Source organism: Ochrobactrum teleogrylli (assembly GCF_006376685.1).
Classification (GTDB): Bacteria; Pseudomonadota; Alphaproteobacteria; order Rhizobiales; family Rhizobiaceae; genus Brucella; species Brucella teleogrylli.
Genome location: NZ_VEWL01000022.1, coordinates 1 through 26,110, shown reverse-complemented (window position 1 = coordinate 26,110; position 26,110 = coordinate 1). Strand labels below are relative to the sequence as shown.

The following is a 26,110-nucleotide window of genomic DNA, read 5'->3' as shown; positions in this document are numbered from 1 at the left end:
GGACGCGGCATTGTTTCAAAACGGTTTAGTAAAAGCCGGGTTTTATGCCGGCTTAATATCAGCGTTCAGCTGATTACGATTTGTCGAGACCGTAGACGGCGTGCAGCGTGCGCACCGCGAGTTCCGCATAAGGGCCGTCGATCAGGATCGAGATCTTGATTTCCGACGTCGTGATGGCGCGAATGTTGATGCCCTTTTCGGCCAGCGCCTTGAAGGCGGTGGCGGCAACGCCCGCATGGCTGCGCATACCGATGCCGATCACGGAAATCTTGGCCAGACCCGTTTCCGACTGGATGTTGTCGAAGCCGATTTCACCCTTGACCGTGTCGAGAACGCGCAGCGCCTTGTCGATGTCGCCGGTCGGGATCGTGAAGGTCATATCGGTCTTGGAACCGTCTTCCGACACGTTCTGGACGATCATATCGACATTGATGTGTTCTTCGGCGAGCGGGCCGAAAATGGCTGCCGACACGCCCGGTCGGTCGGCCACACGCCGCAGCGAAATCTGAGCCTCATCTTTCGCAAAGGCGATACCTGTGACGGTCTGCTGTTCCACGATTTCATCCTCGTCGCAAATAAGCGTTCCGGGCGGGTTGATCGGATCACCCATGCCCGGCGCATCGGGGTCCGTAAAGCTCGAGCGCACGAAAGTGCGTACCTTGTGCACCATGGCGAGTTCGACCGAGCGCACCTGCAAAACCTTGGCGCCAAGCGAAGCCATTTCCAGCATTTCCTCGAAGGAAATTTTTGGCAGGCGGCGCGCCTTCGGCTCGATGCGCGGATCGGTCGTGTAGACGCCGTCTACATCGGTATAGATATCGCAGCGATCAGCCTTCACCGCAGCGGCGACAGCCACAGCCGAGGTGTCCGAACCACCGCGTCCGAGCGTCGCGATGCGGTTATCCGGGCCCAAGCCCTGGAAACCGGCCACAACAGCAACCTGTCCCATTTCCATGCGACGGATGATTTCCGAACCGTCGATGTCCTGAATACGGGCCGCGCCATGCGCATTGTCGGTCTTGATTTGAATCTGCCAGCCCTGCCACGAACGCGCATCGACACCAATCGACTGAAGCGCAATGGCCAGAAGGCCGCTCGTCACCTGTTCGCCGGAAGCGACGATGGTGTCATATTCGCGCGCATCATAGAAAGGCGAACTGGCGCCACATACCTTCGGCATGTTCTGAACCCAGTTGACCAGTTCATTGGTCTTGCCGGACATGGCCGAGACGACGACAGCAACCTGATTGCCCGCCTCGACCTCGCGTTTGACGTGGCGCGCCACATTATAGATGCGTTCCAGATCGGCCACCGAAGTGCCGCCGAATTTCATCACGATGCGCGCCATTTCAGGATACGTCCCGCTATTTTGAAAATTACACTCTCACCTGTCCAAACCTTATAATCTTGCGACAGGCAAACCCGGGGTCACATAGCTAATATGTCGCGGTTCCGCAAGGCCGCGATTCGCAAGAACGTTCCGATAGGGCCACGAATGCCGGAATTTGATTTGCAGCTTGACTTTGAAGCGCTACCTTGAGAGCAGAACTGCACGCTTCCGCAGCTGGAGAATGAAATGACCGAGACTGCCCGCACCACCATCGACGCTTCCGAGATCGAGCATTTCTCGCGCATTGCCGCAGAATGGTGGAACCCGCAGGGCAAGTTCCGCCCGCTGCACAAATTCAATCCGACGCGCCTTGCCTATATCAAGGAAAAAATCTGCGCTAGATTCAATCGCGATCCGAATACGCCGCGCCCCTTTGAGGGATTGCGCTTGCTCGACATCGGTTGCGGCGGCGGCCTTCTTTGCGAACCGATGGCGCGCCTCGGTGCAACCGTGATCGGCGCGGACGCCTCCACCACCAATATCGAGGTTGCGAAAATCCACGCCGCGCAAAGCGGCGTCGAGATCGATTACCGCGCCACGACGGCGGAAGCTCTGGCGGAGGCTGGGGAGAAATTCGACGTGGTTTTGAACATGGAAGTGGTCGAGCATGTTTCGGACGTCGATCTGTTCATGTCCGCGACCAGCGAAATGGTGAAGCCCGGCGGGCTGATGTTCGTCGCCACCATCAATCGCACGCTGAAAGCCTATGGTCTGGCGATTATCGGCGCGGAATATGTGCTGCGCTGGCTGCCGCGCGGCACCCATCAATATGAAAAACTGGTGCGCCCGGAAGAGCTGGAATCCGCACTTTCGAAAGGCGGGCTGCGCCTCATCGACAAGCTGGGCGTCACCTATAATCCGCTTGCCGACAGCTGGAGCCGCTCCCGCGATACGGATGTGAATTATATGGTTCTGGCCGAGCGGCCCGAATAATCATCCAATAATCAGCTTTAATAATTATCCCCTCTGGGCTCTGGTTGTCATCGCCACACCAATCGCGATGACGACAGCACCGATCCATGTGAGCGGCGGATAATGCTCGCCCAGAAACAGCGTGCCGGAAATGAGTCCGAGCGCTGCGGCCACATAGCCGATCTGGCTGAGATAGACCGGTCCGCCCACCGCTTGTAGCCGGAAGAACAGCGCGAACATTCCAGCCGACGCAATCGCCTGTGCTGTGGCAGCCCATGGTGCAAGCGCAAATGTCTCAACCGGAAAACCGCCGGTGAACAGCAAAATTCCTGCAAAAAGCATGATGGCGGAAGCCAGATGACTGCCTGCCGCGAGCTCTGTCGGATCGGAGTTTTTTGGCCAGTCCAGTGTGCGATAGACATTGCCGCAGGCGAGAAACACCGGAATAAGCAAGGCGGCCGCAACCCAGAGCGGATCGGCGGGTTTGCCGACCTCGCCGCGTGTCAGCGCCACGAGGATTGCACCGATGAAGCCGACGGCAATGCCGCCAATGCCCAGCGCATTGGGACGGCGCAAGCCGAAACCCATCGAAATCACCAGCGTGATAACCGGCGACAGCGTGTACATGATTCCCGTGAAACCAGCGCCGAGACGCGGAATTGCCGACAGGATCAGAAGATTGGGCAAGGCATAGGAAATGATTGCCGTGCAGACGTAATAGCGTGCGCGCCCGCCGGAAAAGCCGAGGCTTTTTCCCCGCAAAAGCAGAAGGGCAAGCAAGATCACGCCAGCACTGGCGGAAAACAGAAAGGTCCACATGGCAGGCGGGACGCCCGCCTGGGCGGCGATTTTTCCCAGAGGCGGGATAAGCCCCAGCAAGGTGCCGGTGGCCAGAAGCAGAAAGGAGGCGGACTCCATCAATTTCATGCGTTCGGCCTCCCCTGCCGTGCTGTCATGCCGAACAGGTGTCGGGCAGAAACCTAATTCTGATCTTCCGGGAAAACCGGCAATGGCATCACGTCAACGCCGTCTTCAAGCAGCGAATGCACGTCCTCACGCGAGGCTTCGCCATAGATGCCACGCTGTTCCGTTTCCCCGAAATGGATCTTGCGCGCTTCCTCGGCAAATTTGTCACCGACATAATCCGCATTCTCGCGGACCTTGCGGCTCAAATCGCGCATTTCTTCAAGAACCTTCTTCTGGGCTTCACCCAGCGCCATTGCGATCTTTTCCTTGGCCCGCGCCGTCGAAACGGCCGGGGCCATCAGGGCCTTCTGCACCTGATGCGAATTGCAGACCGGACAGGAGACGAACTTCATCTCCGACTGCCGATCGAAATCGGCATTGTCGCGGAACCAGCCCTCGAATTCATGGCCGTTATCGCAATGAAGCGAAAAGCGGATCATGGAATTACGCGTCCTCTTTCTGTTTTGCGGTTACCGTCTTCACGGTAAACTCGCGCGCATTCTTCAAATTCGGCACCTTGCCGCGCGCCGCAGCACTTTCGGCAACATCGATATCGGCAACGATCACAGCCGGTTCATCATGGTTGGCTTCGGCCAGCACCTTGCCCCAGGGCGACACGATGATCGAATGCCCATAGGTCTCGCGCCCGTCCTCGTGCAATCCGCCCTGCGCCGCCGAGATCAGGAATGCGCCATTTTCGATGGCCCGCGCACGCTGCAAGATGTGCCAGTGCGCCTCGCCGGTCTGTTTGGTGAAGGCGGCGGGACCGGTAATCACATTGGCGCCAGCAAGCGCCTGTGCGCGGAAAAGCTGCGGGAAGCGAATGTCGTAGCAGATCGCCATGCCAAGATTGGCGAAAGGCAGTTCGGCGACAACCGTTTCCTTGCCCGGCTCATAGGTTGCCGATTCGCGCCAGCTTTCGCCATTGTCGAGATCGACATCGAACATATGGATCTTGTCATAGGAGACGAGCTTTTCGCCGGAGGGCGTAAACAATCCGGCGCGATTGGCAATCCTGCCGTCGCCCGCATCAATGGCCGTCGAGCCGATATGCAGGAAGATGCCATGCTTTGCCGCCAGCGCCGAAGCTGCCTTGAAAACAAGGTCATTGGCTTCGTCGCGCAGGCTTGCCTTGAACGCCACGCGATCACGCATCATCGCGCCGGTCATTTCGGGCGATTGCACGTAAGTCGCGCCCTGCGCCGCCGCTTCAGCGACAAGTTTCTCCAGATCCTCGATATTGCGGACAACATCAGTGCCGGAACGCATCTGTAGTGCGGCAGCGCGAAACGTGCTCATCGGTTTCTCCCCCGTTATAAAAATTAATTCAGTTCGCCGGTCTTGAGCAGACCGTCAAGCTTGCCCTGACTGTCCAGCGCGAAGAGATCGTCGCAGCCGCCGACATGCACGGCGCCGACGAAAATCTGCGGGAAGGTGTTGCGGCCCGAACGCTCTTGCATTTCGGCACGCAGTTCCGGCGTAGCGCCCGCATTGATCTCGTTGAATTCCACGCCCTTGCGGGTCAGGAGATCGACCGCACGCGAGCAATAGGGGCAACCGGGGCGGGTATAGATGGTGACGTCAACCATGAAAAACTCCATTCGTTGCCCCACTATATAGTCGGCAACGCTTCGCTCTGGAAGACCCTCCCGGTTTCACGACGGTGTGTGCAGGCTTGTTCTTGCCCGCAAGCTTCAATCAGGCAGAACACGGCTGAATGTCAGAACATCGACGCTTTTTGCCCCGCCGCGCAGCAAGGCGCGTGTTGCGGCCTTCACCGTCGCGCCCGTCGTGTAAACATCATCGATCAGCAGGACGCGGCGTCCGCGCACGTGAATTTCCTGCTCCTTCGGCACACGGAAGGCACCATCCACATTGCGTTTGCGCTCCTTGGAGCCAAGCCCGATCTGCTGCTCGGTGCGCCGGATACGGTTCAGGGCTTGCGGCGCAAAAGGCAGTGCACTTTGCTTTGCCAGCGCACGCGCAAGCTCCGCAGACTGGTTGAAACGGCGGCTCCAGAAGCGCCAGCGATGCAGCGGCACCGGCAGGATCACCTCGCACTCCTCCAGCAATTCGCGGCCTGCGCGCTGCATCCAGCGCGCCATCCATGGCGCGAGATCGGTGCGGTCATGGAATTTCAGCGCCACGGCCATGCGCTGCGCCGCCCCGCGATGCACCACCGCCGACCGCACGCGACGAAACGGAGGCGGATCGGCAATAGCCTCAGCGCTCATGAAGCCGTCGCCAAAGTCGTGACCGAACGGCACACCCAGCACCGGGCAATAAGGCCGCTCGATAAAGCGCAGTTGCGACCAACAGGCCGGGCACAATGTCCCCGGTTGCGAGACATGCGCCTGACAGCCGACACAGTTTGCTGGAAACAACAGATTGGTAGTCGTGCGCAGCACATGCCGCGTAGCGAACCGCGCACCGGCGTAAAGCCTGCGCAAAAAGGTTTGATGCGGTGTATCATCATCCGCCATTGCATTCGCCCCCGTTCGAATGCATCTATGCCCGCGACTAAAGCGCGTCGCGCTTTATCTATTTGTTTCTACGCATGTCGTTGCCGGAAAACCGGTTCCCACTTTTCCGCGACATGCTTTACACTATACGCCGCGTAGCAAAAGAAAAGACGGATTCCATGCCTGCCCCCGAAAGCGCGATCTTCGACCGCGATCTACAGCTTGCCTTTCGCCGCCGCGCTTTTCGGCGCGCCGAACCGGGTGCCGATTTTCTGTTGCGACGCGTGGCCGAAGACCTTGCCGACCGTCTGGATACCGTCGAGCGTCGCTTTCCCGTCGCCATCGATCTGGCGGGCCATAATGGACTTGCGGCAGCGGCCATTGCGAGTTCCGGCAAGGCGGACACGATTTTGCGCGTCGAACGCGATGCGGATTTCCTGAAAGGTCCGTTTCCGGCCATCGTCGGTGACGAGGAGATGCTGCCGATCAAACCCGGCAGTGCCGATCTGATCGTATCGCTGATGGCGCTGCACGCCACCAATGACACGCCCGGTGCCATGGTGCAGATCGCCCGCGCATTGAAGCCTGATGGGCTTTTTCTCGCAGCGCTCAGCGGCAGCGGCACGCTCGGCGAATTGCGTGAAAGTCTGCTACAGGCGGAAATCGAACTGACCGGTGGTGCATCGCCACGCGTTTTTCCGTTTGCAGATGTGCGTGATGTCGGCGGCCTGTTGCAGCGCGCCGGCTTTGCACTGCCGGTAACAGACGTGGAAAACGTGACGGTGCGTTATGATTCGCTGTTCAACCTGATGGCCGATCTGCGCGCCATGGGGATGCAGAATATCGTACGCGACCGTTCGCGCCGTCCGGTATCGAAACGGCTATTCCTGCGCGCAGCGGAAATCTATGCCGAACGCTTCAGCGACCCGGACGGGCGCATCCGCGCCACATTCTCGATTATCTGGCTGTCCGGTTGGGCTCCGCATGAATCCCAGCAAAAGCCGCTCAAGCCCGGCTCCGCCAAGGCATCGCTGGCCGATGCGCTGAAGAAAGCCGAAGAAGAGTAATTAGCAGTCGCCGCGATGGCTTCCATCCACATCGATGACGCAGACCGAATTCGGGTTCGGCTGCAGCACGCTCTTGCGCACCGTATAGGTCTGTGCGGCGGCACGTGGCTGGGTGGCAGGATCGCGCTTGATGGAGCCGGTCATGGTCCGATCAATACCCGCTGGCAGAACCGACTGGGCCGCAACCTTCGCCGCCTGATCGTTGAGGATCGGGACAATAATCAGCGCCATTGCCACAGCGGCAGAACCAAACAACAGCACCAGACGCAGGAAACCACGCCCCGCTTTTGTCAAAGTGGTGGGTGCATATTCGTTGTGATCGGCACTGAAATAATTGTTGTCGAAACTCATGATACCCAACTCCGGAGCGGCTCCCACTCGAGAATGCCGCAACGGAGTGAATCAGAGATTAACTGCCAGCCTTAATCGTAATAAATTGTCAGCTTTTTCACAGCTGTTGATAAGCGCTACCGATTTTCGAAAAACTACAGGAGATCAATGAGGAACGGGATCAGCGGTTCATCCGCAGGGGGCATCGGATAATCGCGCATATCCTTCGGGCGCACCCATTTCAGCGCCTGCCCTTCCAGTCCGCGCGCAATGCCTTCGAAACGGCGGCAGACATAGAGCGGCATCAGCAGGTGAAAATCATCATAGGTGTGGCTGGCAAAAGTCAAAGGCGCGAGGCAGGCCACCTTCGTGGTGATGCCGATTTCTTCCTGCAATTCGCGGATGAGCGTCTCTTCAGGTGTTTCGCCCGGCTCGACCTTGCCGCCGGGAAATTCCCAAAGGCCTGCAAGCTGCTTGCCTTCCGGACGCTGTGCCAGCAGCACCCGCCCATCGGAATCCACCAGCGCGCAGGCTGCCACGAGAAGAATGCGACGGTTCTTCACTTCGCTCATTTCTCGTTGCTCTCCCGATAGGCGTAACGATAGGCTTCCTGAAAGCCGAAGCGTTCATAGAGCGCGAGACCGGCGACATTTTCCGCTTCGATCTGCAGCCATGCCGTCCTGGCGCCAAGCTTTGCCGCCCATTTGAGCGCCGAGCCGACGACACTGTGGCCGTAGCCCTTGCGGCGCGCCTCGGGCAAGGTGCCGACATCGAACAAACCGGCCATGACGCCATCCTGCACGCACAGCACATCGGACACTGCACGGCCTTCTGCCTCCAGCACGAACATGCCCTTGTTGGGGCGAATGCCGTCCAGAATTTCGGACATGCCGGGGCGCATCTCTTCCGGGCGCTCGTGAATGGAGAGCGACGCATCGACGAAACGACCGATATCTTTCAGCGGAATCTGGTCGATCTCGCCCGACAGATCGATCTCAGTCAGATTGCAGGTCATGACGATGGTTTCGTCCTGACGCTTCCAGCCGAGGCCTTCGAGATAATCTTCAAGCTCGACAGGCGCGAGCGGCGAAAGCCGGAAACACGGCACGCGGCCATAAGCGCGGAAGCGCTGCGCCGCCAGCTCCACGCGGGTTGGAATATCCCGCGTGTCGCCCGGATCGAGCGGATTGATCGAGTTCAAACGCTTGGAGGAATGCGCTGCCGTCATGCGGATCGCCCATGTTCCGTCGTAATGAACCGACGTGGCAGGCCAGGCGCGGAAGCCTACGGCTTCAAGCTGGCGGACAATGGCAAGACTTGGTTTGGTCATTGGAATTCCTGCAAGCATTTCAACATCTAACGGCCGGGCCTCCGGGCCCGTTGAGATTCGGGTTCCAGCGTGCCGAAAATAGTGCTCTTTGAGAACCGGAGCGGAGTGTACTTTAAGGTACATGAGCACCGGAAGCGCAAAAGAGTGCTATTTGCAGGCCGCTGGAACCCGAATATCTCGGGCCTTAACTTCGATAGTCGCCGTTAATGGCTACATATTCCTTGGTGAGATCGCAGGTCCAGACGGTGGCTTCGCCGCGACCGATGCCAAGATCGACATGGATGTGGATATCCTCGCCCTTCATATAGGCGGAGGTTGCCTGTTCGGAATAAGCCGGATCGCGCTCGCCCTGATAGGCAACGCGAATATCACCGAACGAAATGGCGAGCTTGTCGCGATCCGCCGGTTCGCCTGCCTTGCCCACGGCCATGACGACACGGCCCCAATTGGCGTCTTCGCCCGCCACAGCCGTCTTGACCAGCGGCGAATTGGCGATGGAAAGCGCGATCTTCTTCGCCGAAACGGACGACTTGGCGCCAGTTACTTCGATTTCGATCATCTTGCGCGCGCCTTCGCCGTCACGCACGACCTGCAAGGCCAGCGACTTCAAAACGCGCTTCAGCGCCTTCTTGAATTCCTTCAAACGTTTGTCGGATACATCCGTGATCTTCGGCGCGCCGCGACCTGCCGCAGCGCCGGTTGCAAACAGCATCAGCGTGTCGGAGGTGGAGGTATCGCTATCGACGGTGACAGCGTTGAAGCTCTTGTTCGCGCCTTTCGACAGCAGGCTTTGCAGCACATCGGCCTTGATCGGCGCATCGGTGACGATGAAGGACAGCATCGTCGCCATATCCGGCGCGATCATGCCAGCGCCCTTGGCGATACCGTTGATCGTGACGGGAACCTTGCCCAGCAGCACGGTTTCGGTCGCGACCTTCGGATAGGTGTCCGTGGTCATGATGGCCTTGGCGGCCTCGGTCCAGAAATCCGCGACCGCATCCTTGTTCATGTCGCCGAGCAGATGGGAGAATTTGCTCGCATCGAGCGGCTCGCCGATGACACCAGTAGAGGCCAGAAACACATCGGTCGTGGCACAGCCCACGGCCTTCGCCGTGGCTTCCGCCGTCGCTTCGGTCGCGGCCTTGCCCTTGACGCCGGTGAAGGCATTGGCATTGCCCGAATTGACCACCACCGCTCGCGCCTTGCCGTGAACGAGGTTCTTGCGGCAGAAATCGACCGGAGCCGACGGGCAGAGCGAACGGGTGAACACGCCTGCGGCTTCCGCCGGGCGGTCGAACACCATCAGCATCACATCGGTTCGGCCCTTATATTTGATTCCGGCAGCGGCAGTAGCGATGCGCACACCGTCGATGGCAGGCATGGACGGATAATGTTTTGGAGCGAGCGGAGAAACGGACGCAGACATGAGTGCCTCAAAAGGGGTCGGTTCAGGATGTTCGGTTCGATGGATCATCGAAATTCTTGATTCTGGCGCATTGGAAATGTTTGCGGGACAAAATCAAGCAGAAACAGCTGATACAACGAAAAACGCCCCGGAAGACCGGGGCGTTTTACATTGATCGAAACTTACTGCTGCGGCTGTTCGCCTTCAGGCGCGTCGCCCGCATCACCGGCGTCCTGCGCGGCGGCTGCGTCCTTCATAGCCTTTTCGACGGCCGGATCCTTGTAGTCGATCTTCATGGCGTCGCGGAGCTTCTTGACCGTTTCGACATAACGCTCACGCAGAATGATCGAACGGATCTGTTCCTTGACCTGATCGAATGCAGGCGGCTGCTTGGTGCGACGATCTTCGAGCTGAATGACGTGGAAGCCGAACTGGGTCTGCACCGGCTCCTTGGTGTATTCGCCGGGCTTCAGCGCGAAGGCTGCCTTTTCGAATTCCGGAACCATCTGGCCTTCGGTGAAGTAGCCAAGATCGCCGCCATTGGCGGCGGAACCGTCAGTGGAGCTTTCCTTGGCCAGATCTTCGAACTTCGCTCCACCGGCGAGCTTCTTGATGATGGCTTCGGCTTCTTCCTTCGTCTTCACGAGAATGTGACGCGCACGCACTTCGACCTGAGGCGGCATGGCGGCAATTTCCTTGTCGTAGCGAGCGCGAATATCGGCATCGCTGATCTTGTCGACGATGGAATCCTTGAAATATTCGTTGTGCAGCGCGCGCTCACGCAGGAAAGCCAGACGGGTTTTGAACTCGTCGGTCTGGTCCAGCTTTTGCTTTTCCGCTTCCGCCGACATCGCCTTGATGTCGATCAGCGCGGCCAGGGCTGCCAGACGGCGCTGTTCAGCCGGAAGACGGGCAAACTGCGGATCGAGATCGCCCGCGGCCTGATCGACGTCGCCGACAGTGATGTCCTTGCCGTTGACGGTTGCCAGAACCTTTGCCGGATCTTCCTTTTCAGCAGGAGCGGCTGCGGTCTGTGCTGCGTCGGCAGGCTTGGGAGCGTCCTGCGCGAATGAAACAGCGCCAGAGAGGCTTGCGAGGGCAACGGATGCCGCAAGAACAGCGAGAGCCTTGCGATAAGGGGCTTTGAGAATGGCTTTCATATGAGATTCTCTCCTTCGAGACCGCTTACCGGCCCGATGAATGCGGCGGAATTTGGCCCGGCTACCGCCACCCTATCACGAAAGAGCGGGATTTCCGGCCTGTTGAGCAACGTTGACATCGCCCTAAGCCCCACTTATCTGTCCTTCGGCTTTGCGTCCAGAGTGTTTACAGCAATGCCCCGCAAATCTGCCGGGGCTTGGGCGTTCAGCGAGCGGCCGGGGGGAAATTGTGCCAAAATTGCGCCTTGAAGGGCTGCTTTAGCGGTGTACTTTTCTTGCATTTGTTTCAATACGCGTGAATAAAGCATTCGACATTGCCGGAAGCGCTTCCGGCTGAACGGACAGGAAAGGACCAGAGATGGTCAGCTTTGGCGGCCTCGCCCGCAAGATATTCGGTTCATCCAACGACCGCCAGGTAAAGACCCTGCGTCAGCGTGCGCAACAGATTACCGCGCTTGAGAAGAATTACGAAACGCTCACCAATGAGCAGCTTCAGGCCAAGACCGCCGAATTCCGCGCCGCACTGGCTGAAGGAAAGACGCTCGACGCCATTTTGCCCGACGCTTTCGCGACCGCGCGTGAAGCCGCCAAGCGCGTGCTCGGCATGCGTCCCTTCGATGTGCAGCTGATTGGCGGCATGGTGCTGCATGAACGCGGCATCGCAGAAATGCGCACCGGTGAAGGCAAGACGTTGATGGCGACGCTGCCCGTCTACCTCAATGCGCTTGAGGGCAAGGGCGTTCACGTTGTGACGGTCAACGACTACCTCGCCACCCGCGATGCGGAAACGATGGGTCGTCTTTACAATTTCCTTGGTCTGACGGTCGGCGTCATCAAGCATGGTCTGGACGACGATGAGCGTCGCGAAGCCTATGCCTGCGACATCACCTACGGCACCAATAACGAGCTCGGCTTCGATTATCTGCGCGATAACATGAAGTATGAGCGCGCCCAGATGGTGCAGCGCCCGCATAATTACGCCATCGTCGACGAAGTGGACTCGATCCTCATCGACGAAGCGCGCACGCCGCTGATCATTTCCGGCCCGCTGGAAGATCGTTCGGAATTCTACAATCTCATCGACACTTTCATTCCGCCGCTGGCAGACGAAGATTACGAAGTCGATGAAAAACAGAAGACCGCCATCTTTACCGAAATCGGCACCGAGAAGGTCGAGCAGCTTCTGGAAGCCGCTGGCCATCTGAAGGGTGAAAGCCTCTACGACATCGAAAATGTCGCCGTGGTTCACCATCTGAACAACGCTCTGCGCGCGCACAAGTTGTTCCAGCGCGACAAGGACTATATCGTCCGCAACGACGAAATCGTCATCATCGACGAATTCACCGGTCGCATGATGCCGGGCCGCCGTTATTCGGAAGGCCTGCACCAGGCGCTGGAAGCCAAGGAACATGTGACCATCCAGCCGGAAAACCAGACGCTGGCATCGATCACCTTCCAGAACTACTTCCGCATGTACAACAAGCTGGCCGGCATGACCGGTACGGCGGCCACCGAGGCGGAAGAATTCGGCAATATTTATGGTCTGGAAGTTCTCGAAATCCCGACCAACCTGCCGGTGCAGCGTATCGACGAGGACGACGAAGTCTACCGCACCGTCGAAGAAAAATATAAAGCCATCGTGCGCGATATCCGCGCGTCGCACGAAAAGGGCCAGCCGATCCTCGTCGGCACGACCTCGATCGAAAAGTCGGAACTTCTCGCCGAGCGTCTCCGCAAGGAAGGCATCAAGGATTTTCAGGTCCTGAACGCCCGCTATCACGAGCAGGAAGCTTACATCATCGCGCAGGCCGGTGTGCCGGGCACTGTCACCATCGCCACCAACATGGCGGGTCGCGGCACCGACATCCAGCTTGGCGGCAATCTGGAAATGCGCGTCCGTCAGGAACTGGCCGACATTCCGGAAGGTCCGGAGCGCGAAGCCAAGATCGCCGCGATCAAGGCCGATATCGCGCAGCTCAAGGAAAAGGCGCTTGCCGCAGGCGGACTTTATGTTCTCGCCACCGAGCGTCACGAAAGCCGCCGCATCGACAACCAGCTGCGTGGCCGTTCCGGTCGTCAGGGCGATCCGGGCCGTTCAAAATTCTTCCTGTCGCTGCAGGACGACCTGATGCGCATCTTCGGCTCCGACCGTATGGACGGCATGCTGCAAAAGCTCGGCCTCAAGGAAGACGAAGCCATCGTCCACCCCTGGATCAACAAGGCGCTGGAAAAGGCGCAGAAGAAGGTCGAAGCCCGCAACTTCGAAATTCGTAAGAACCTGCTCAAATACGACGACGTGATGAACGATCAGCGCAAGGTGATCTTCGAACAGCGCCTTGAAATGATGGACGAGCCGGACCTGACCGAAACGGTCGCCGAGATGCGCCACGAGGTCATCGAGGACATGGTTGCGCTGCGTATCCCCAAGGACGCCTATGCGGAAAAGTGGGATATTGCCGGTCTGAAGGAAGATGTTACCACCAAGCTCAATCTCGACCTGCCCGTCGAGGAATGGGCGAAGGAAGAAGGCATCGCCGAAGAAGAATTCGAGACCCGCATCAAGGAAGCTGCCGACAAGGCTGCTGCCGACCGCGCCGAACGCTTTGGTCCGCAGATCATGACCTATGTCGAAAAGTCGGTCATCATGCAGTCGCTCGACAATCTGTGGCGTGAGCATCTGGTCAATCTCGACCATCTGCGCTCGGTTGTTGGTTTCCGTGGCTATGCACAGCGCGACCCGCTGAACGAGTACAAGACGGAAGCCTTCGAACTGTTCCAGTCCATGCTGGCGAACCTTCGCGAAGTGGTCATCTCGCAGCTCATGCGTGTTGAGATTGTCCGCGAAGCACCGCAGGAGCCGGAACTGCCAGTCATGCAGGGCCGCCACATTGACGAGACGACCGGGCAGAACGACTTCGACGATGCCGCATGGACCGATCATCAGCACGATGAGCGTGTCATCCCGGCAGCCGACCGCGATCCGGCCGATCCCCGCACCTGGGGTAAGGTCAGCCGCAATGAGGCCTGCCCATGCGGTTCGGGCAAGAAGTACAAGCACTGCCACGGTGCTTTCGAATAAGAACAAAACCCCGGCGCGCCAAACGCCGGGGTTTTTCTTTGCAGCCTTGTCTGTCGATGCTTTAATCAGGCAGTAAGCATAGATGCGCGGGATTCAGGAAATACTCACCATTCCTACAATTTCCGCGTGAAATCTTCCGCTGGATTTTTCTTTTTTCCCTTTTTAAAGAACTCCCATCTAAGGTCCTGCCATCGGGCTCGTATCGGGACCGATAACAGGAATTCCAACACATCCCGAAAACGTGAAATGTTTTTCGGATAAGTGTGCGAGACAACAGACAACAAGACCGGGAAAATCCCGGCGCAAACAAGCGAAACGCTCATCATAAGGGCGGCGCATAACAGGGTTGGCATAGACGTGTGGTTTTCGGCAGCTGAAGCAGCGGGCCGGTTTTTACCCGGCACCATCGCGGCCAAACTCCGTCCTGTGACGGAGCGGCTGGATTCCGTGCTGACCGATAGCGGTCCGCAGGCGGCTGCGCAGCGCGCATCGCTGATCGCATTTTCCGTTCGTGTGGCGAGCGCCGGCATCGCGCTGCTATCGCAAGTCATCCTCGCTCGCTGGATGGGCGAATTCGAATATGGCATTTTCGTTCTCGTCTGGCTGACGATGGTGATCATCGGCGATCTCGCCTGTTTCGGCCTGCACACGACCATCATTCGCTTTGTGCCGGAATATGTTCAGCGCCAGATGTTCGGTCTGGTGCGGGGCATCCTGTTCACCGGACGCGCATTTGCCTTTGCGGCTGCAACTGTGATCGCGCTGATCGGCTCACTCGCGCTCTGGCTGTTGAAGGATGAGGTCGCCAGCTATTATCTGGTGCCCTTCATTCTGGGTTTCGTCTGCCTGCCCATGATCACTCTCGGCAACATGCTGGATGGTATCGCCCGTTCGCGCACCTGGGTCACTCTGGCGCTGACGCCGAGCTATATCGTGCGACCGCTTCTGGTGCTTCTGTTCATGATCGTGGCGCATGGCTCGGGCCTGCCATCGACGGCGGCAACCGCGCTTGCCGTATCGATCGCCGCAACATGGCTCACCACCGTCGGGCAGTTTTTCACCGTCGACCGATCGCTACAAAAAGACATTCCGGCAGCCCCGCGCGACCAGCGCCTGCGCGAATGGATGACCGTCGCCCTGCCGATTTTCCTTGTCGAAGGCTTCTTCTTCCTGCTCATTAATGTCGACGTGCTGATGGTCGGTCGCGAGATGGACCCGCAGCATGTCGCAATCTATTTCGCCGCGACGAAAATCATGGCGCTTGCCCATTTCGTCTATTTTGCGGTGAAAGCCAGCGTTGCGCAGCGTTATTCGGACCTGCTGCACAGCGGCAGTCGTGAGGAATTTGCGAGCTTTGCGCAGGCTTCCGTCCGCTGGACCTTCTGGCCCACGCTCGTACTCGGCATCGTCATCCTGATGGCCGGCTATCCGCTGCTGCGCCTGTTCGGCACAGCCTTCACGGAAGGCTATCCGCTGCTGTTCATTCTGATCATCGGCGTGATCGCCCGTGCCAGCGTGGGGCCAGCGGAAAGCCTTCTCAACATGTCGGGCAAGCAGAATATCTGCGCCCTGCTCTATGCAGCCACACTTGGCGTCAATGTCATTCTCAATCTGGTGCTGATCCCACGCTTCGGCCTGACCGGCGCCGCCATTTCGACAGCTATCGCCATGCTGATGGAAGCCACGCTGCTTTCAACAGCCGTCTTTCGCACCATGCATATCGCTATGTTCATTCTCATCCCCCGAGATCGAGACAATAGCCCGGAGGGTATTTTGTAATGGCCGCAAAACCTTTGCTTGAAGAATCCGCAGGCGGAAACGCAGCTCGCATCGTCTCGGAACTGTCCGATACGGTCGCCGCCATGGATGCCGCCAAGAAGCTGGAGGAAAGCCTTCACAGCCGCGATATTCCGCGCAAGCTGGCGATCTACGGCGCTGCGGCAGGCTTCGAACTGCGCGACGAGCTGGACCACCTGAGCAACCGGACCATCGAACCGAATGTCTTCTTCAATGCGCGTTTTCTGGCTCCCGCCATGCCACGGCTGGAAGACCGTGAAGTGCGCTTCATGGTCATGCGCGACGAGAACGAAATCCGCAGCCGCCTGCGCTTCGTGATGCCCTACACCATAGAGCGTCCGGGTCTCCCGCTGTCCACGCCGGTCATCCGCGCCTGGTCCACGCCGTTCGGCCCGCAGGGCACGCCGCTTATCGACCATGACGATCCGGTCGGCGTTGTGGAAGATCTGTTCGATATTCTGGCGCGCGATCACCTCAAACTGCCCGATGTGCTGGTTCTGCCCGAAATGCGCGCCAATGGCGCTGCGGCAAAACTCATCCGCTCGGTCGCGGTCGGACGGCAATTGCCGGTCGTCGCCATCGAACAGAAAGAGCGTCCGTTCCTCAAGAGCGATCTCGACGGCGACAGCTATATCCAGCAGGCGATCGGCGCGCATCACCGCCGCGATTATCAGCGCCAGTGGCGGCGTCTGGCCGAAAAAGGCGAACTCGTCCACCGCATCTATCGCACGCCGGACGAAGTGCGGCAGTCCTTCGAGCATTTCCTGTCGCTGGAAGCCAGCGGCTGGAAGGGAAAGCGCGGCACGGCCATGGCCGTAGACCGTTTCCGTGCGGCCTTCGCGCGCGAGGCGGTCAATAATCTTGCCGAACGCGATTGTGTGCGCATCCACACGCTGGAACTGGACGGACGCGTCATCGCCATCCTCACCGTCTTCACCGTTGCAGGCGAAGCCTGGACCTGGAAAACCGCCTATGACGAAAGCCTTCAGACTTTCTCGCCCGGCGTTCTGCTCATGATCGAAGTCGCGAAAAGCCACCTGAACGATCCGAATATTCTCAGAACGGATTCCTGTGCCGTGCCGGACCATCCGGTGATGACGCGGCTTTTCCGCGAGCGCGAAACCATCGAGACATTGGTGGTAGGACTAAACCCCGGTGCAGACAAGCTCGCGCGTCAGGCCGCATCGCAGATCCATCTTTATCAGCGCACCCGCAATCTGGCGCGCATCGTGCGCAACCGCATTCGCAGCTTCACGGATCGGAGCTAAAACGATGCTTTGCCCGCTATAGAAATAGCGGGCAAGATCAACAGTTTGTGAAAGCTTTTCCGACGTGTTATCATCAGCTCCGGGAGAGCGCATGACAGGCGGAAGAGGAGGTCCGCACCGGTGCAATTCCACCTCGCAAGAGGGTGCGAAGCGTTCCGGGTCATAACAACAGGACCGGCTTTCGTCTGGTTCGCAACCGCCATTGCGCCCTCCCATGGGAAGGAGATGCGCTATGGAATATTTCCACTATATCAGCACGCTGGATTACATCCTGCTCGGCTTCATTGCCGTGGTGGTGGTTTGGAACGTGGTTGAACACGGTCTGCGCCAAAGATAGTCCGCACCAAACCGGCAAGGTCTTGCCGTCGAAAACATTTGCGATTTGATTGCCCGCGCAAACGCCCGGCGTTCTGCGGCGGAACGGTAGGTGCTGATCGTCCAAACGAGCGCCGTGCTTTCAAGCCACGAGCGTCAAGGCGTTGTCGGCTTTTCGACGTCCGACTTTTTAGCGCGTCTTTCAAAGCTGGCCGCGCCATGCTGCCCTATGCGTTGGCCAAGGGTTCTGGCTGCTTTGGATAGGCCATTCATAACAATTGTCATTCTACGCCAAAACCTGCGCTTGTGGGCAATTGACGTTGTTTCGTTTAGTCGGTATATCCCAACCCGCTGTCCAATTCGGACCATATCGAACTGCTTCGGCAGACCTGTGCGGGTGTGGTGGAACTGGTAGACGCGCCGGACTCAAAATCCGGTTCCGAAAGGAGTGTCGGTTCGATTCCGACCACCCGCACCACTTCATTAAAAATCTCGAGTTTCTGTCACCCGGCCTCTTTCCGCCGGGTTGATCACGGCTATTCAACATCGCCGGATGGCACCTTCCCCATAGACCGAAAACGCATGTGCAACGCGCCTGCGCCGGATTTCGTTCGACTCTGATCGAACCGATTTGCGTTCGACACAACCAGCCCAGTATCCACGCGCCTTTCAGCCGCTGACACGGCCTTATTTCGTAGTTTGCTACATTACGCAATGTTAATTTTGACTTTACTGTAAAGTCAAATACGATGATACTTAAACCGCACGTTGAAACCACAAACCCATCACGATCAGGCTCACGCAATCGCATTACAAAAACTTGATAAAATAAACCTCCCTCCTATCTGGCGACATATGATGGAAAACACCCAAAAAGAATATGTATACGTAAATAGAAACCTCCACCTACAACTTGCGAACAACATTATAACGTCTTATCTGAACAAAAATCAGGTAACCCATGAGGAATTACTAAAGACAATCTCTGATGTCTGCGAATGCATCGGGGAATTGTCGGAAGGAAGCAGCTTTTCTGCCGAGGAACCTCCCGCAATACCTTCGGTAAACCCCGAAGAGTCGGTTTTCGAAGATTACATCATCTGCCTGGAAGACGGTCGCCGCTACAAGACGCTCAAGCGCGCCCTGATGAGCCGCTTCGGGCTGACACCCGACGAATACAGGCGCAAATGGAACCTGCCCGCCAATTACCCGATGGTGGCGCCTGCATCTGCGAAAAAGATGTCTGCATTGTCGAGAATGGAAAAGACCGAGAGCGCATAGGGCGTCTGTCGGCAAGGCTCGGGAGTGCATCCATGTTGCACTCCCGCTCCTTAGAGCGCCGATCTGATTTCATGTGATCGAAATGCGCTCCAGGGCAGCGCGACACTAGCGCACCAGATTCTGCCATGACGATGAAAAGTCAAACAATCCGATGCTCGTGCATCGGTGACGGATACTTGCGTGCATTTTCCGCCTGACGACCTCGCATTCCTTGCTCGCTTCAAAGTCCCGTCTCGCTACTTCGGAGGACCGTGCAAATGCGAAAACCAAGTCAGATTCATTATGCCTGGTACATTGCCCTCGCCTGTCTCGCCATCTCGTGCATCCGCGCCGGCATCGGCTTCCAGACCATGGGTTTCATCATCAATCCCGCGCGCGAGGAACTGGGCTGGTCCAATACCCAGATCACCGGCGTGATTGCCTTCCGTGAACTTGTCGCCGGGATCATGGCGCCCCTCGTCGGACGATGGGTAGACCAGCGTGGACCGAGAACCATCATGATTATCGGCGCGGTACTCGTCGGCTTGTCATTCAGCCTGACGTCTCTCGCCCAGACTTTCTGGCAGTTCGCACTGACTTTCGGTGTTATCGGCGGCGTCGGGGTTGCGGGCCTGTCCAACGCACTGGTGTTTCCGCTGATCGCCAAGTGGTTTTCAGCGCAACGTGGTCGCGCAACCGGGCTGGTTTCATCCGGGGCCAATCTAGGCGGCATCCTGATGTCGCCTCTGATCATCTGGCTTTTGTCGATTTCGGACTGGCGCTCGACCTGGTTCGTCCTCGGCTTCTTGCCGGTTCTCATTCTGGTGCCGCTCGCAATCTTCGTCCTTCGCCGCGAACCTTCCGATATGGGGCTGAAGCCGTTGGGAGACGAAACGGACGATGCGAAGGCCCAAGCCGGAAAAGCCGATGCCAGCCCTGATCTGACGGTGGCAGACGCGATGCGCTCGCCGGGCTTCTGGTTTCTCATGGTCGGCTGGAATCTTTCCGACTTCGTGCTGAAAGGTGCCCTGCTGCACAAGATCCCAGCCGCGCAGTCGCTTGGCTTCACCACCGCGCAAGCGGGCAGCGTCGTCCTGACCTACGGTATTTGTGCCATTCTGGGCAAATTGCTCACGGGTTTCATCGCCGATCAGTTCCCGACCCGGCTGGTGATTCTCTGCCTTTCGGCGATGCAGGCCATCGGGCTGATCCTTTTTATCAGCGCCAATAGTATCTGGCAGTTGCAGCTTGGCTACGGTGTGTTGAGCGGCTTGTCGGCTGGCGGGCTCATCATGATGATGCCCTTTCTGCTGGCTTCCTTGTTCGGTCGCAAGAATCAGGGCGCCATCATGGGTGTGGTCACGCCGATGGTGATGATCTCCGGCATTGGCGGTCCGATGCTGGCCGCATTGCTGTTCGACATGACGGGTAGCTACGTATTCGCCTTCGAAATCTACGCCGTCATTTCTGTTCTCGGCGGACTGGCACTGTTCGGCGCCAGTGTGTCGCGCAAGACATCAACAAAAGCTTGAACCAGCAGGAGGCTCATCATGTCCACAATCACTCTTCTCTATCCCGGCGATATGGGCAGCGCCTTTGCCAAATTGCTGATTGCTGCCGGTCATAAAGTCGTCAGCCCGATGGGCGGTCGCAGCGAGCAGACGCAAGAGACAGCCCGGTCAATCGGTGTCGAAATGCGGGACGACATGGCTTCCGCTCTGGCAGAAAGCGACCTCGTGCTGTCGCTCGTGCCGCCATCGGCAGTCATCGACGTGGCCGAACAGGCAATCGCGGCCAGCCGCGAACAGAAAGCGGCGCCGTTTTACGTCGATATGAATGCCAAGACGCCTGCCGATGCCGAACGGCTGAACACAGCTTTCGGCAATGCTTCGCTTCCATTCTGCAATGCCTGCATCATCGGTCGCGCCTCGCATCTTGGCGACGAAGGCCGCATCTATGCCAGCGGCCCCGACACGAAACCGCTGGAAGAATTGTTTGAAGGCCTGTTGCCAGTAATCGCACTTGGCGAGGAAATCGCGCAGGCTTCAGTGTTCAAAATGGCCTTTGCCGGTTTCAACAAGACCGTCGCCGCTGCCCTGTTCGAGACGGCCAACACGGCCAATGCTTTTGGCGTGACCGATTCCCTGTTCGAACTGATCGGCCAACATCTGGGCGGCACATTATCCGATTTCGGCAAACTGGTGCCGACCTATCCGCGCCACGTGCTGCGCCGCGCCGAGGAAATGGAAGCCCTGGCGGAAATGCTGGCCGATGCGAAACTGCCGAACGAAATTGCATTGGCCGCCGGAGCAACGTTTCGCAGCCTCGGCAACAGCGGCAGCTGGTCCGAAACAACGACGGGCCGCCGATTGCAGGAACTGCTATCAGAAATCGATTACCGCCGCTGAGGCCAGGCCAACCCGACGTCAGCGGCGGCTTTGCTTACGCCACGTCCAGCGCCTGCGCGAGATCGGCAATCAGATCGTCCGGATGCTCGATGCCGATGGACAGACGGATGGTCGATTCCAGCACGCCGATACGCTCGCGGACCTCAAGCGGAACGCCGGAATGGGTCATTGCCGCCGGGTGGCTCGCAAGCGATTCCGTGCCGCCGAGGCTGACGGCCAGTTTCAAAATCTGAAGCGCATTGAGAAAACGGAATGCTGCGGCCTGCCCGCCTTTGATATCGAAGGAGAAGGTAGAGCCGGCGCCCGTGCATTGCCGCCTGAACAATGCGCCGACATCGGAATTCTCATCCGCGAAGGGCAGATAATGCAGCTTTTCGACCTTCGGATGCTCGCGCAGAAATTCAGCCGTCGCCCGCGCATTGCTGTTGGCGCGCTCCATGCGCAGCCCCAGCGTTTCCAGTGATCGGCCAAGCATCCAGCAGGAGTGCGGATCGAGCTGCGTGCCGATGGCGCCGCGCAAGGCTTTCACCTGCCGGACGATGGATTTGGAACCCAGCACCGCGCCCGCAATCAAATCGGAATGGCCGCCGACATATTTAGTCAGCGAATAAACCGACAAATCCGCACCGTGATCGAGTGGCTTTTGAAAGACCGGTCCCAGCAAGGTGTTGTCGCAGGCGATGATCGGGCGATGCCCTTGCTGCTGCTCGATCTTTTCAGCCACGCGCCGGATGGCAGCGATATCGACGATACTGTTGGTCGGGTTGGCCGGTGTTTCGATCAGGATGACCGAAACGCGCCCCTTAGCCAAGGCTTCCTCGGCCGCCTTTTCGATTGCCGCCTCATGCACACCATCGGCAAAAGCCACCGCTTCCACGCCGAAATTCAAAAACGTCTTCGCCAGCAGCGTTTCAGTACCACCATAGAGCGGCTGCGAATGCAGGATGACATCGCCGGGCCGGGCAAAGGCGAAAAGCGTGGTCGCAATGGCCGACATGCCGGATGAGAATAGCGCAGAGCTTTCCGCACCCTCATAGACGGCCAAACGGTCCTCCACGATCTCGCTGTTGGGATGATTGAAGCGCGAATAGACCAGCCCCGCGCCGACACCGGCGGGCGGCTCCTTGCGTCCGGAAACGAAATCGAAGAAATCGCGTCCGTCTTCGGCGGTCTTGAACACGAAGGTTGACGTCAGAAAGACCGGCGGCTTGACTGCGCCCTCGGAAAGCTCCGGGTCATAGCCGTAATTCAGCATTTGCGTTTCGGGGTGAAGCAAATGATTGCCCAAGCTGGTCTTGGATGGACGTGGCGCAGTCATGACGATCTCCTGAAAAGCCAAATTCCTCTTGCCCAACCAGATAGGCGGACAAGAGGAGCTTAACAGAGGTGATCGGCAATCTTCTTTCGTTGTTTGCCTCTCACGGGCAATCGCTGAACCCGTGTGAAACGCCCGATAGAAAACAAGTAGCTACCAATTATTTGATCACCAGAACCGGAACGGTGCTGAGCGACAGGACTTCCGCCGCCTGACTGCCGAGCAGAAGTTTGTTGACGCCGCGACGGCCATGTGAAGAAATGATGATCAGGTCGCTGCCGTGGGATTTGGCAACGTCCACAATACCTTGCGCGGGCGACTGGTTTTCGACATGCACCGCTTCAGCGGTCACACCGGCGGCCTGCGCCTTGCCCTTGGCCTTGGTCAGAATCTCGGTTGCCGCCTTGGTGATTGCTTCGCGATATTCCTGAAACGCAACAGGGCTCGACGCCCACTCCGCCGCAACGACGATGCCATAGGACGGCAAAAGCTCGGTCACCGACACGAAAGTCAATTTCGCGCCCGTTTCCTTGGCCAGTTCCACGCCCTGATCCACGCCCTTTTCAGCGAGTTCCGACCCGTCGGTTGCGATCAGAATATTCTTGTACATCACTCGGTCTCCTGTTGCCTGACAGCTTGATTATGCGCGCGCCGCTCTCACGGTTGCATTGACGCGGATCAATGAGCTTTCAGATAAGCTAATACGCGCACTCCCAATTTTGATGGAATTCACTTTTAAAAAATTCGATTATATAGAATATAATTCTAATCTTGATCCATCAAGCGCATATGCCCAGCTATGCTTTTGCGCTGTTTCCTCTTAAACTTTGCGCAATATGAAGGGAGATTACGCTATGAACAAACCCCTTGGCTCGAAGAGCGACGAAACTGCGGGACGTGGTCGTATTTACGGCTCCATTCTGGAAACAATCGGCAATACGCCGCTTGTGCGCATTGATAAATTTGCCAAGGAAAACGGCGTTGTCGCGAACCTTCTGGTAAAGCTGGAATTCTTCAATCCGCTGGCAAGCGTCAAGGACCGTATCGGTCTCGCCTTGATTGAGGCGCTTGAAGAACAGGGCAAGGCCGTGCCCGGCAAGACGGTTTTTGTGGAGCCGACCTCTGGCAATACCGGCATCGCGCTGGCCTTTGCCGCTGCCGCAAAAGGCTATCGCCTTGTGCTCACCATGCCGGAAACCATGTCTGTCGAACGCCGCAAGCTTCTCAAGCTGCTTGGCGCCGAGCTGGTGCTTACCGAAGGCGCCAAGGGCATGAAGGGCGCCATTGCCAAGGCTGAGGAAATCGCCGAAGGCAACCCGAACGCCATCATTCCGCAGCAGTTTGAAAATCCCGCCAATCCGGAAATCCATCGCCGCACGACGGCGGAAGAAATCTGGAACGACACCAATGGCGAAGCCGATATTCTGATCTCCGGCATCGGCACCGGCGGCACGATTACCGGCGTCGGTCAGGTGATCAAGGCGCGCAAGCCTTCCTTCAAGGTGATTGCCGTCGAACCGAAGGATTCACCCGTCTTGTCCGGCGGGACGCCCGGCCCGCACAAGATTCAGGGTATTGGCGCAGGCTTTGCACCAAAGACGCTCGACACCGGCATTTACGATGAAGTGGTGCAGGTTTCCAACGAGGATTCCTTTGCTAATGCGCGCCTGATTGCCCGCATCGAAGGCATCCCCGTCGGTATTTCGTCGGGCGCAGCGCTGACTGCTGCCGTTGAAGTGGGCAAGCGCCCGGAAAATGCTGGCAAGAACATTGTCATCATCATTCCATCCTTTGCAGAACGCTATCTCTCGACGGCGCTGTTTGAAGGTCTGGAATAATCGGCTTTATCGAAGCCTGATTTCAGAAAAGCAAAAAGCCAGAGCGGGCGACCGTTCTGGCTTTATTTCATTCTGGGGCGCCTTGGGAGAGGCTTAAAGCACAGTCCGACCTGATATAATCAGATCGAAATGCACTTTAGTGCCGCGTGCGTGCTTCGCAAGCTGGGCCGGGACCGCGCATATAATGACGCTCAGGCCGATAGCTCGGTGCGACGAACTCGCGGATGACATTAACGCTGTCACGCAACTGAACAAGAATGCTCATCGCTTTCACCTTCATCTCAATCATGTTCGAAATGATGTTCCGCGCTCAATGTGAGCTTGTGAAGTAATCTTCACTTCCGAACATCTTAATGAAAACTTTAACGATCAAAGATGAATAAGTGCTAAATCCGCATCGTTAACGGTAAGTTAATGGTAACGATGTTCCGGTTTTCCACAGCTGCCTGAAACTTGTCACAGTTGAAAGTTCTCACAAAAAAAGCCGGTCAAAACCGGCTTTTTAGATCGATTGGCATTAGCACTATCAGCGGGTCGGCACCGGGTGCTCGCCGCGATAATCGTAAAAGCCGCGGCCCGTCTTGCGTCCAAGCCAGCCTGCCTCGACATATTTGACCAGCAGCGGGCATGGGCGATATTTGGAATCCGCAAGCCCGTCATGCAGCACCTGCATGATTGAAAGGCAGGTGTCGAGACCGATGAAGTCTGCCAGCTGCAACGGGCCCATCGGATGGTTCGCACCGAGCTTCATGGCCGTATCGATAGCCTCGACGCTGCCCACGCCTTCGTAAAGCGTATAGATCGCCTCGTTGATCATCGGCAGCAGGATGCGGTTGACGATGAATGCCGGGAAATCTTCGGCGACCGTCACGGTCTTGCCCAGCGCCTGCACGAAATCCTTCGATTTGCGGAACGTGTCTTCATCGGTGGCGATACCGCGCACCAGTTCCACCAGTTTCATCACCGGCACCGGATTCATGAAGTGAATACCGATGAAACGTTCCGGGCGGTCCGTCGTCGAAGCAAGCCGTGTGATCGAAATTGACGAGGTGTTGGTCGCCAGAATGGCTTGCGGGTTCAGGATCGGGCAGAGCTGCGCGAAAATCTTGCGCTTGACGGTTTCGTCTTCCGTCGCCGCTTCAATGGCCAGATCGACACCAGCAAGGTCTTCCATGGAATTCGCCGCGCGGATCAGCTTCATGGCGGCGGCGCGCTCTTCTTCCTGCAATTTGCCCGAAGAAACCTGACGCGCCATATTGCCATTGATGGTGGCAATGCCCTTTTCCAGCCGGTCCGGCGCAGCATCATGCAAAAGCACACTAAACCCTGCCAGAGCGCAGACATGAGCGATGCCGCCACCCATCTGCCCCGCGCCAACTATACCAACCGTCTTGATCGCCACCGTGTAACTCCTTCATCCTCCCCAAAAGGGGCCTGTCGAGCATATCTTTTCTACAGCAAGCGGAAAACCGCGCTTCGAATTGCAAAAGGCTCATCCAGCAAATGATAGGCTGAACGCCTAAAATGCAATCCAAAATTCTCGCTCATTACAAAGAACCCGCCCCAAACGCGAGACTAGGTCTCCGACTGGGACGGGTCGCAAAATAACGAAGCGGCGAGATCAGCCCGCCGCTTCGCAAAAATCAGAGAGCCTTCTGCAACTCCGGCAGCACGGTGAAGAGATCACCGACGAGGCCATAATCAGCAACCTGGAAGATCGGCGCTTCTTCATCCTTGTTGATGGCGACGATGACGCGGCTGTCCTTCATGCCAGCCAGATGCTGGATCGCGCCGGAAATACCGACAGC

General features: G+C 57.8%; 25 protein-coding genes, 1 tRNA gene and 1 pseudogene. 11 read left to right on the top strand and 16 right to left on the bottom strand.

Features of this window, described 5'->3' with window-relative positions; all coding sequences use genetic code 11:
* Positions 1-73: 73 nt before the first annotated feature.
* Positions 74-1,348: an aspartate kinase gene (locus FIC94_RS21450; protein WP_109369871.1), complete on the bottom strand. Its 1,275-nt coding sequence runs from the start codon at positions 1,346-1,348 to the stop codon at positions 74-76.
* Between the two features lie 228 nt (positions 1,349-1,576).
* Between FIC94_RS21450 and ubiG the strand changes: the two genes are divergently transcribed.
* Positions 1,577-2,323, top strand: coding sequence for a bifunctional 2-polyprenyl-6-hydroxyphenol methylase/3-demethylubiquinol 3-O-methyltransferase UbiG (gene ubiG / locus FIC94_RS21445; RefSeq protein ID WP_140026353.1), 747 nt, complete (start codon positions 1,577-1,579; stop codon positions 2,321-2,323).
* Positions 2,324-2,347: 24 nt separating this feature from the next.
* On the opposite strand, the gene FIC94_RS21440 is transcribed toward ubiG, so the two are convergent.
* The 5 genes from FIC94_RS21440 to FIC94_RS21420 all read right to left on the bottom strand — a co-directional run bounded on the left by FIC94_RS21440 (position 2,348) and on the right by FIC94_RS21420 (position 5,751).
* Positions 2,348-3,229, bottom strand: a complete 882-nt coding sequence (locus FIC94_RS21440; protein WP_140026352.1) for a DMT family transporter — start codon at positions 3,227-3,229, stop codon at positions 2,348-2,350.
* A gap of 53 nt (positions 3,230-3,282) precedes the next feature.
* The gene (locus FIC94_RS21435) at positions 3,283-3,708 is read right to left on the bottom strand and encodes a DUF1178 family protein (RefSeq protein WP_140026351.1); all 426 of its coding nucleotides are present in this window, start codon (positions 3,706-3,708) and stop codon (positions 3,283-3,285) included.
* Positions 3,709-3,712: 4 nt separating this feature from the next.
* Positions 3,713-4,567, bottom strand: coding sequence for a carbon-nitrogen hydrolase family protein (locus FIC94_RS21430; RefSeq protein WP_140026350.1), 855 nt, complete (start codon positions 4,565-4,567; stop codon positions 3,713-3,715).
* Positions 4,568-4,590: 23 nt separating this feature from the next.
* The gene (gene grxC / locus FIC94_RS21425) at positions 4,591-4,857 is read right to left on the bottom strand and encodes a glutaredoxin 3 (protein ID WP_140026349.1); all 267 of its coding nucleotides are present in this window, start codon (positions 4,855-4,857) and stop codon (positions 4,591-4,593) included.
* A 105-nt stretch (positions 4,858-4,962) separates the two neighbouring features.
* Positions 4,963-5,751 carry a ComF family protein gene (locus tag FIC94_RS21420; RefSeq protein WP_140026348.1) on the bottom strand — a complete coding sequence of 263 codons (789 nt, stop codon included), beginning with the start codon at positions 5,749-5,751 and terminating at the stop codon, positions 4,963-4,965.
* Between the two features lie 158 nt (positions 5,752-5,909).
* Here FIC94_RS21420 and FIC94_RS21415 point away from each other — a divergent pair, with 158 nt between their 5' ends.
* The gene (locus FIC94_RS21415; RefSeq protein ID WP_109370329.1) at positions 5,910-6,797 is read left to right on the top strand and encodes a methyltransferase domain-containing protein; all 888 of its coding nucleotides are present in this window, start codon (positions 5,910-5,912) and stop codon (positions 6,795-6,797) included.
* Here FIC94_RS21415 and FIC94_RS21410 read toward each other — a convergent pair whose 3' ends face one another.
* The 4 genes from FIC94_RS21410 to argJ all read right to left on the bottom strand — a co-directional run bounded on the left by FIC94_RS21410 (position 6,798) and on the right by argJ (position 9,883).
* Positions 6,798-7,148 (bottom strand): hypothetical protein, encoded by a 351-nt coding sequence (locus FIC94_RS21410; RefSeq protein WP_109369876.1) that lies wholly within the window; start codon positions 7,146-7,148, stop codon positions 6,798-6,800.
* A 134-nt stretch (positions 7,149-7,282) separates the two neighbouring features.
* Entirely contained in the window at positions 7,283-7,699 is a 417-nt protein-coding gene (gene mutT, locus FIC94_RS21405; RefSeq protein ID WP_109369877.1) for an 8-oxo-dGTP diphosphatase MutT, read from the bottom strand.
* Positions 7,696-8,457, bottom strand: coding sequence for a GNAT family N-acetyltransferase (locus FIC94_RS21400; RefSeq protein WP_109369878.1), 762 nt, complete (start codon positions 8,455-8,457; stop codon positions 7,696-7,698). Before FIC94_RS21400 ends, mutT begins: the two co-directional genes overlap by 4 nt.
* A 184-nt stretch (positions 8,458-8,641) precedes the next feature.
* A complete protein-coding gene (argJ, locus tag FIC94_RS21395; RefSeq protein ID WP_109369879.1) occupies positions 8,642-9,883 on the bottom strand; it encodes a bifunctional glutamate N-acetyltransferase/amino-acid acetyltransferase ArgJ in 1,242 nt (413 codons plus the stop codon).
* Here argJ and FIC94_RS22515 point away from each other — a divergent pair.
* A complete protein-coding gene (locus FIC94_RS22515; RefSeq protein ID WP_180918098.1) occupies positions 9,882-10,037 on the top strand; it encodes a hypothetical protein in 156 nt (51 codons plus the stop codon). The two genes, argJ and FIC94_RS22515, sit on opposite strands and share 2 nt — an antisense overlap.
* 7 nt (positions 10,038-10,044) lie before the next feature.
* Here the strand turns inward: FIC94_RS22515 and FIC94_RS21390 are convergent, their stop codons facing one another.
* Complete coding sequence (locus FIC94_RS21390; RefSeq protein ID WP_140026347.1) at positions 10,045-11,022, bottom strand: peptidylprolyl isomerase; 978 nt, start codon at positions 11,020-11,022, stop codon at positions 10,045-10,047.
* A 358-nt stretch (positions 11,023-11,380) separates the two neighbouring features.
* On the opposite strand from FIC94_RS21390, the gene secA reads away from it, so the two are divergent.
* From secA to FIC94_RS21350, 7 genes are all read left to right on the top strand, one after another.
* Entirely contained in the window at positions 11,381-14,101 is a 2,721-nt protein-coding gene (gene secA, locus FIC94_RS21380; protein ID WP_121536682.1) for a preprotein translocase subunit SecA, read from the top strand.
* A 357-nt stretch (positions 14,102-14,458) separates the two neighbouring features.
* Positions 14,459-15,880: a lipopolysaccharide biosynthesis protein gene (locus tag FIC94_RS21375; RefSeq protein WP_140026358.1), complete on the top strand. Its 1,422-nt coding sequence runs from the start codon at positions 14,459-14,461 to the stop codon at positions 15,878-15,880.
* Positions 15,880-17,166: a type IV secretion system effector crotonyl transferase BspF gene (bspF, locus tag FIC94_RS21370; protein ID WP_109369883.1), complete on the top strand. Its 1,287-nt coding sequence runs from the start codon at positions 15,880-15,882 to the stop codon at positions 17,164-17,166. The genes FIC94_RS21375 and bspF overlap by 1 nt, the downstream gene beginning before the upstream one ends.
* 708 nt (positions 17,167-17,874) lie before the next feature.
* Positions 17,875-17,959: transfer RNA gene (locus tag FIC94_RS21365), tRNA-Leu, on the top strand.
* 377 nt (positions 17,960-18,336) lie between these two features.
* Positions 18,337-18,762, top strand: coding sequence for a Ros/MucR family transcriptional regulator (locus tag FIC94_RS21360; protein WP_109369885.1), 426 nt, complete (start codon positions 18,337-18,339; stop codon positions 18,760-18,762).
* 257 nt (positions 18,763-19,019) lie between these two features.
* Complete coding sequence (locus tag FIC94_RS21355; RefSeq protein ID WP_140026346.1) at positions 19,020-20,273, top strand: MFS transporter; 1,254 nt, start codon at positions 19,020-19,022, stop codon at positions 20,271-20,273.
* Between the two features lie 18 nt (positions 20,274-20,291).
* Positions 20,292-21,149: an NAD(P)-dependent oxidoreductase gene (locus FIC94_RS21350; protein ID WP_140026345.1), complete on the top strand. Its 858-nt coding sequence runs from the start codon at positions 20,292-20,294 to the stop codon at positions 21,147-21,149.
* 34 nt (positions 21,150-21,183) lie between these two features.
* Here the strand turns inward: FIC94_RS21350 and FIC94_RS21345 are convergent, their stop codons facing one another.
* Entirely contained in the window at positions 21,184-22,467 is a 1,284-nt protein-coding gene (locus tag FIC94_RS21345) for a cystathionine gamma-synthase family protein (RefSeq protein ID WP_109369888.1), read from the bottom strand.
* A 157-nt stretch (positions 22,468-22,624) separates the two neighbouring features.
* Positions 22,625-23,074: a universal stress protein gene (locus FIC94_RS21340; protein ID WP_140026344.1), complete on the bottom strand. Its 450-nt coding sequence runs from the start codon at positions 23,072-23,074 to the stop codon at positions 22,625-22,627.
* Between the two features lie 244 nt (positions 23,075-23,318).
* Between FIC94_RS21340 and cysK the strand changes: the two genes are divergently transcribed.
* Complete coding sequence (gene cysK, locus FIC94_RS21335; protein ID WP_109369890.1) at positions 23,319-24,302, top strand: cysteine synthase A; 984 nt, start codon at positions 23,319-23,321, stop codon at positions 24,300-24,302.
* A gap of 136 nt (positions 24,303-24,438) precedes the next feature.
* On the opposite strand, the gene FIC94_RS22780 is transcribed toward cysK, so the two are convergent.
* The 3 genes and pseudogenes from FIC94_RS22780 to FIC94_RS21325 form a co-directional block, all read right to left on the bottom strand.
* A complete protein-coding gene (locus FIC94_RS22780) occupies positions 24,439-24,567 on the bottom strand; it encodes a hypothetical protein (RefSeq protein ID WP_268898867.1) in 129 nt (42 codons plus the stop codon).
* A 261-nt stretch (positions 24,568-24,828) separates the two neighbouring features.
* Complete coding sequence (locus tag FIC94_RS21330) at positions 24,829-25,704, bottom strand: 3-hydroxybutyryl-CoA dehydrogenase (RefSeq protein WP_078341045.1); 876 nt, start codon at positions 25,702-25,704, stop codon at positions 24,829-24,831.
* 241 nt (positions 25,705-25,945) lie between these two features.
* Positions 25,946-26,110, bottom strand: a pseudogene (locus FIC94_RS21325) (FAD-binding protein); the annotation flags it as partial.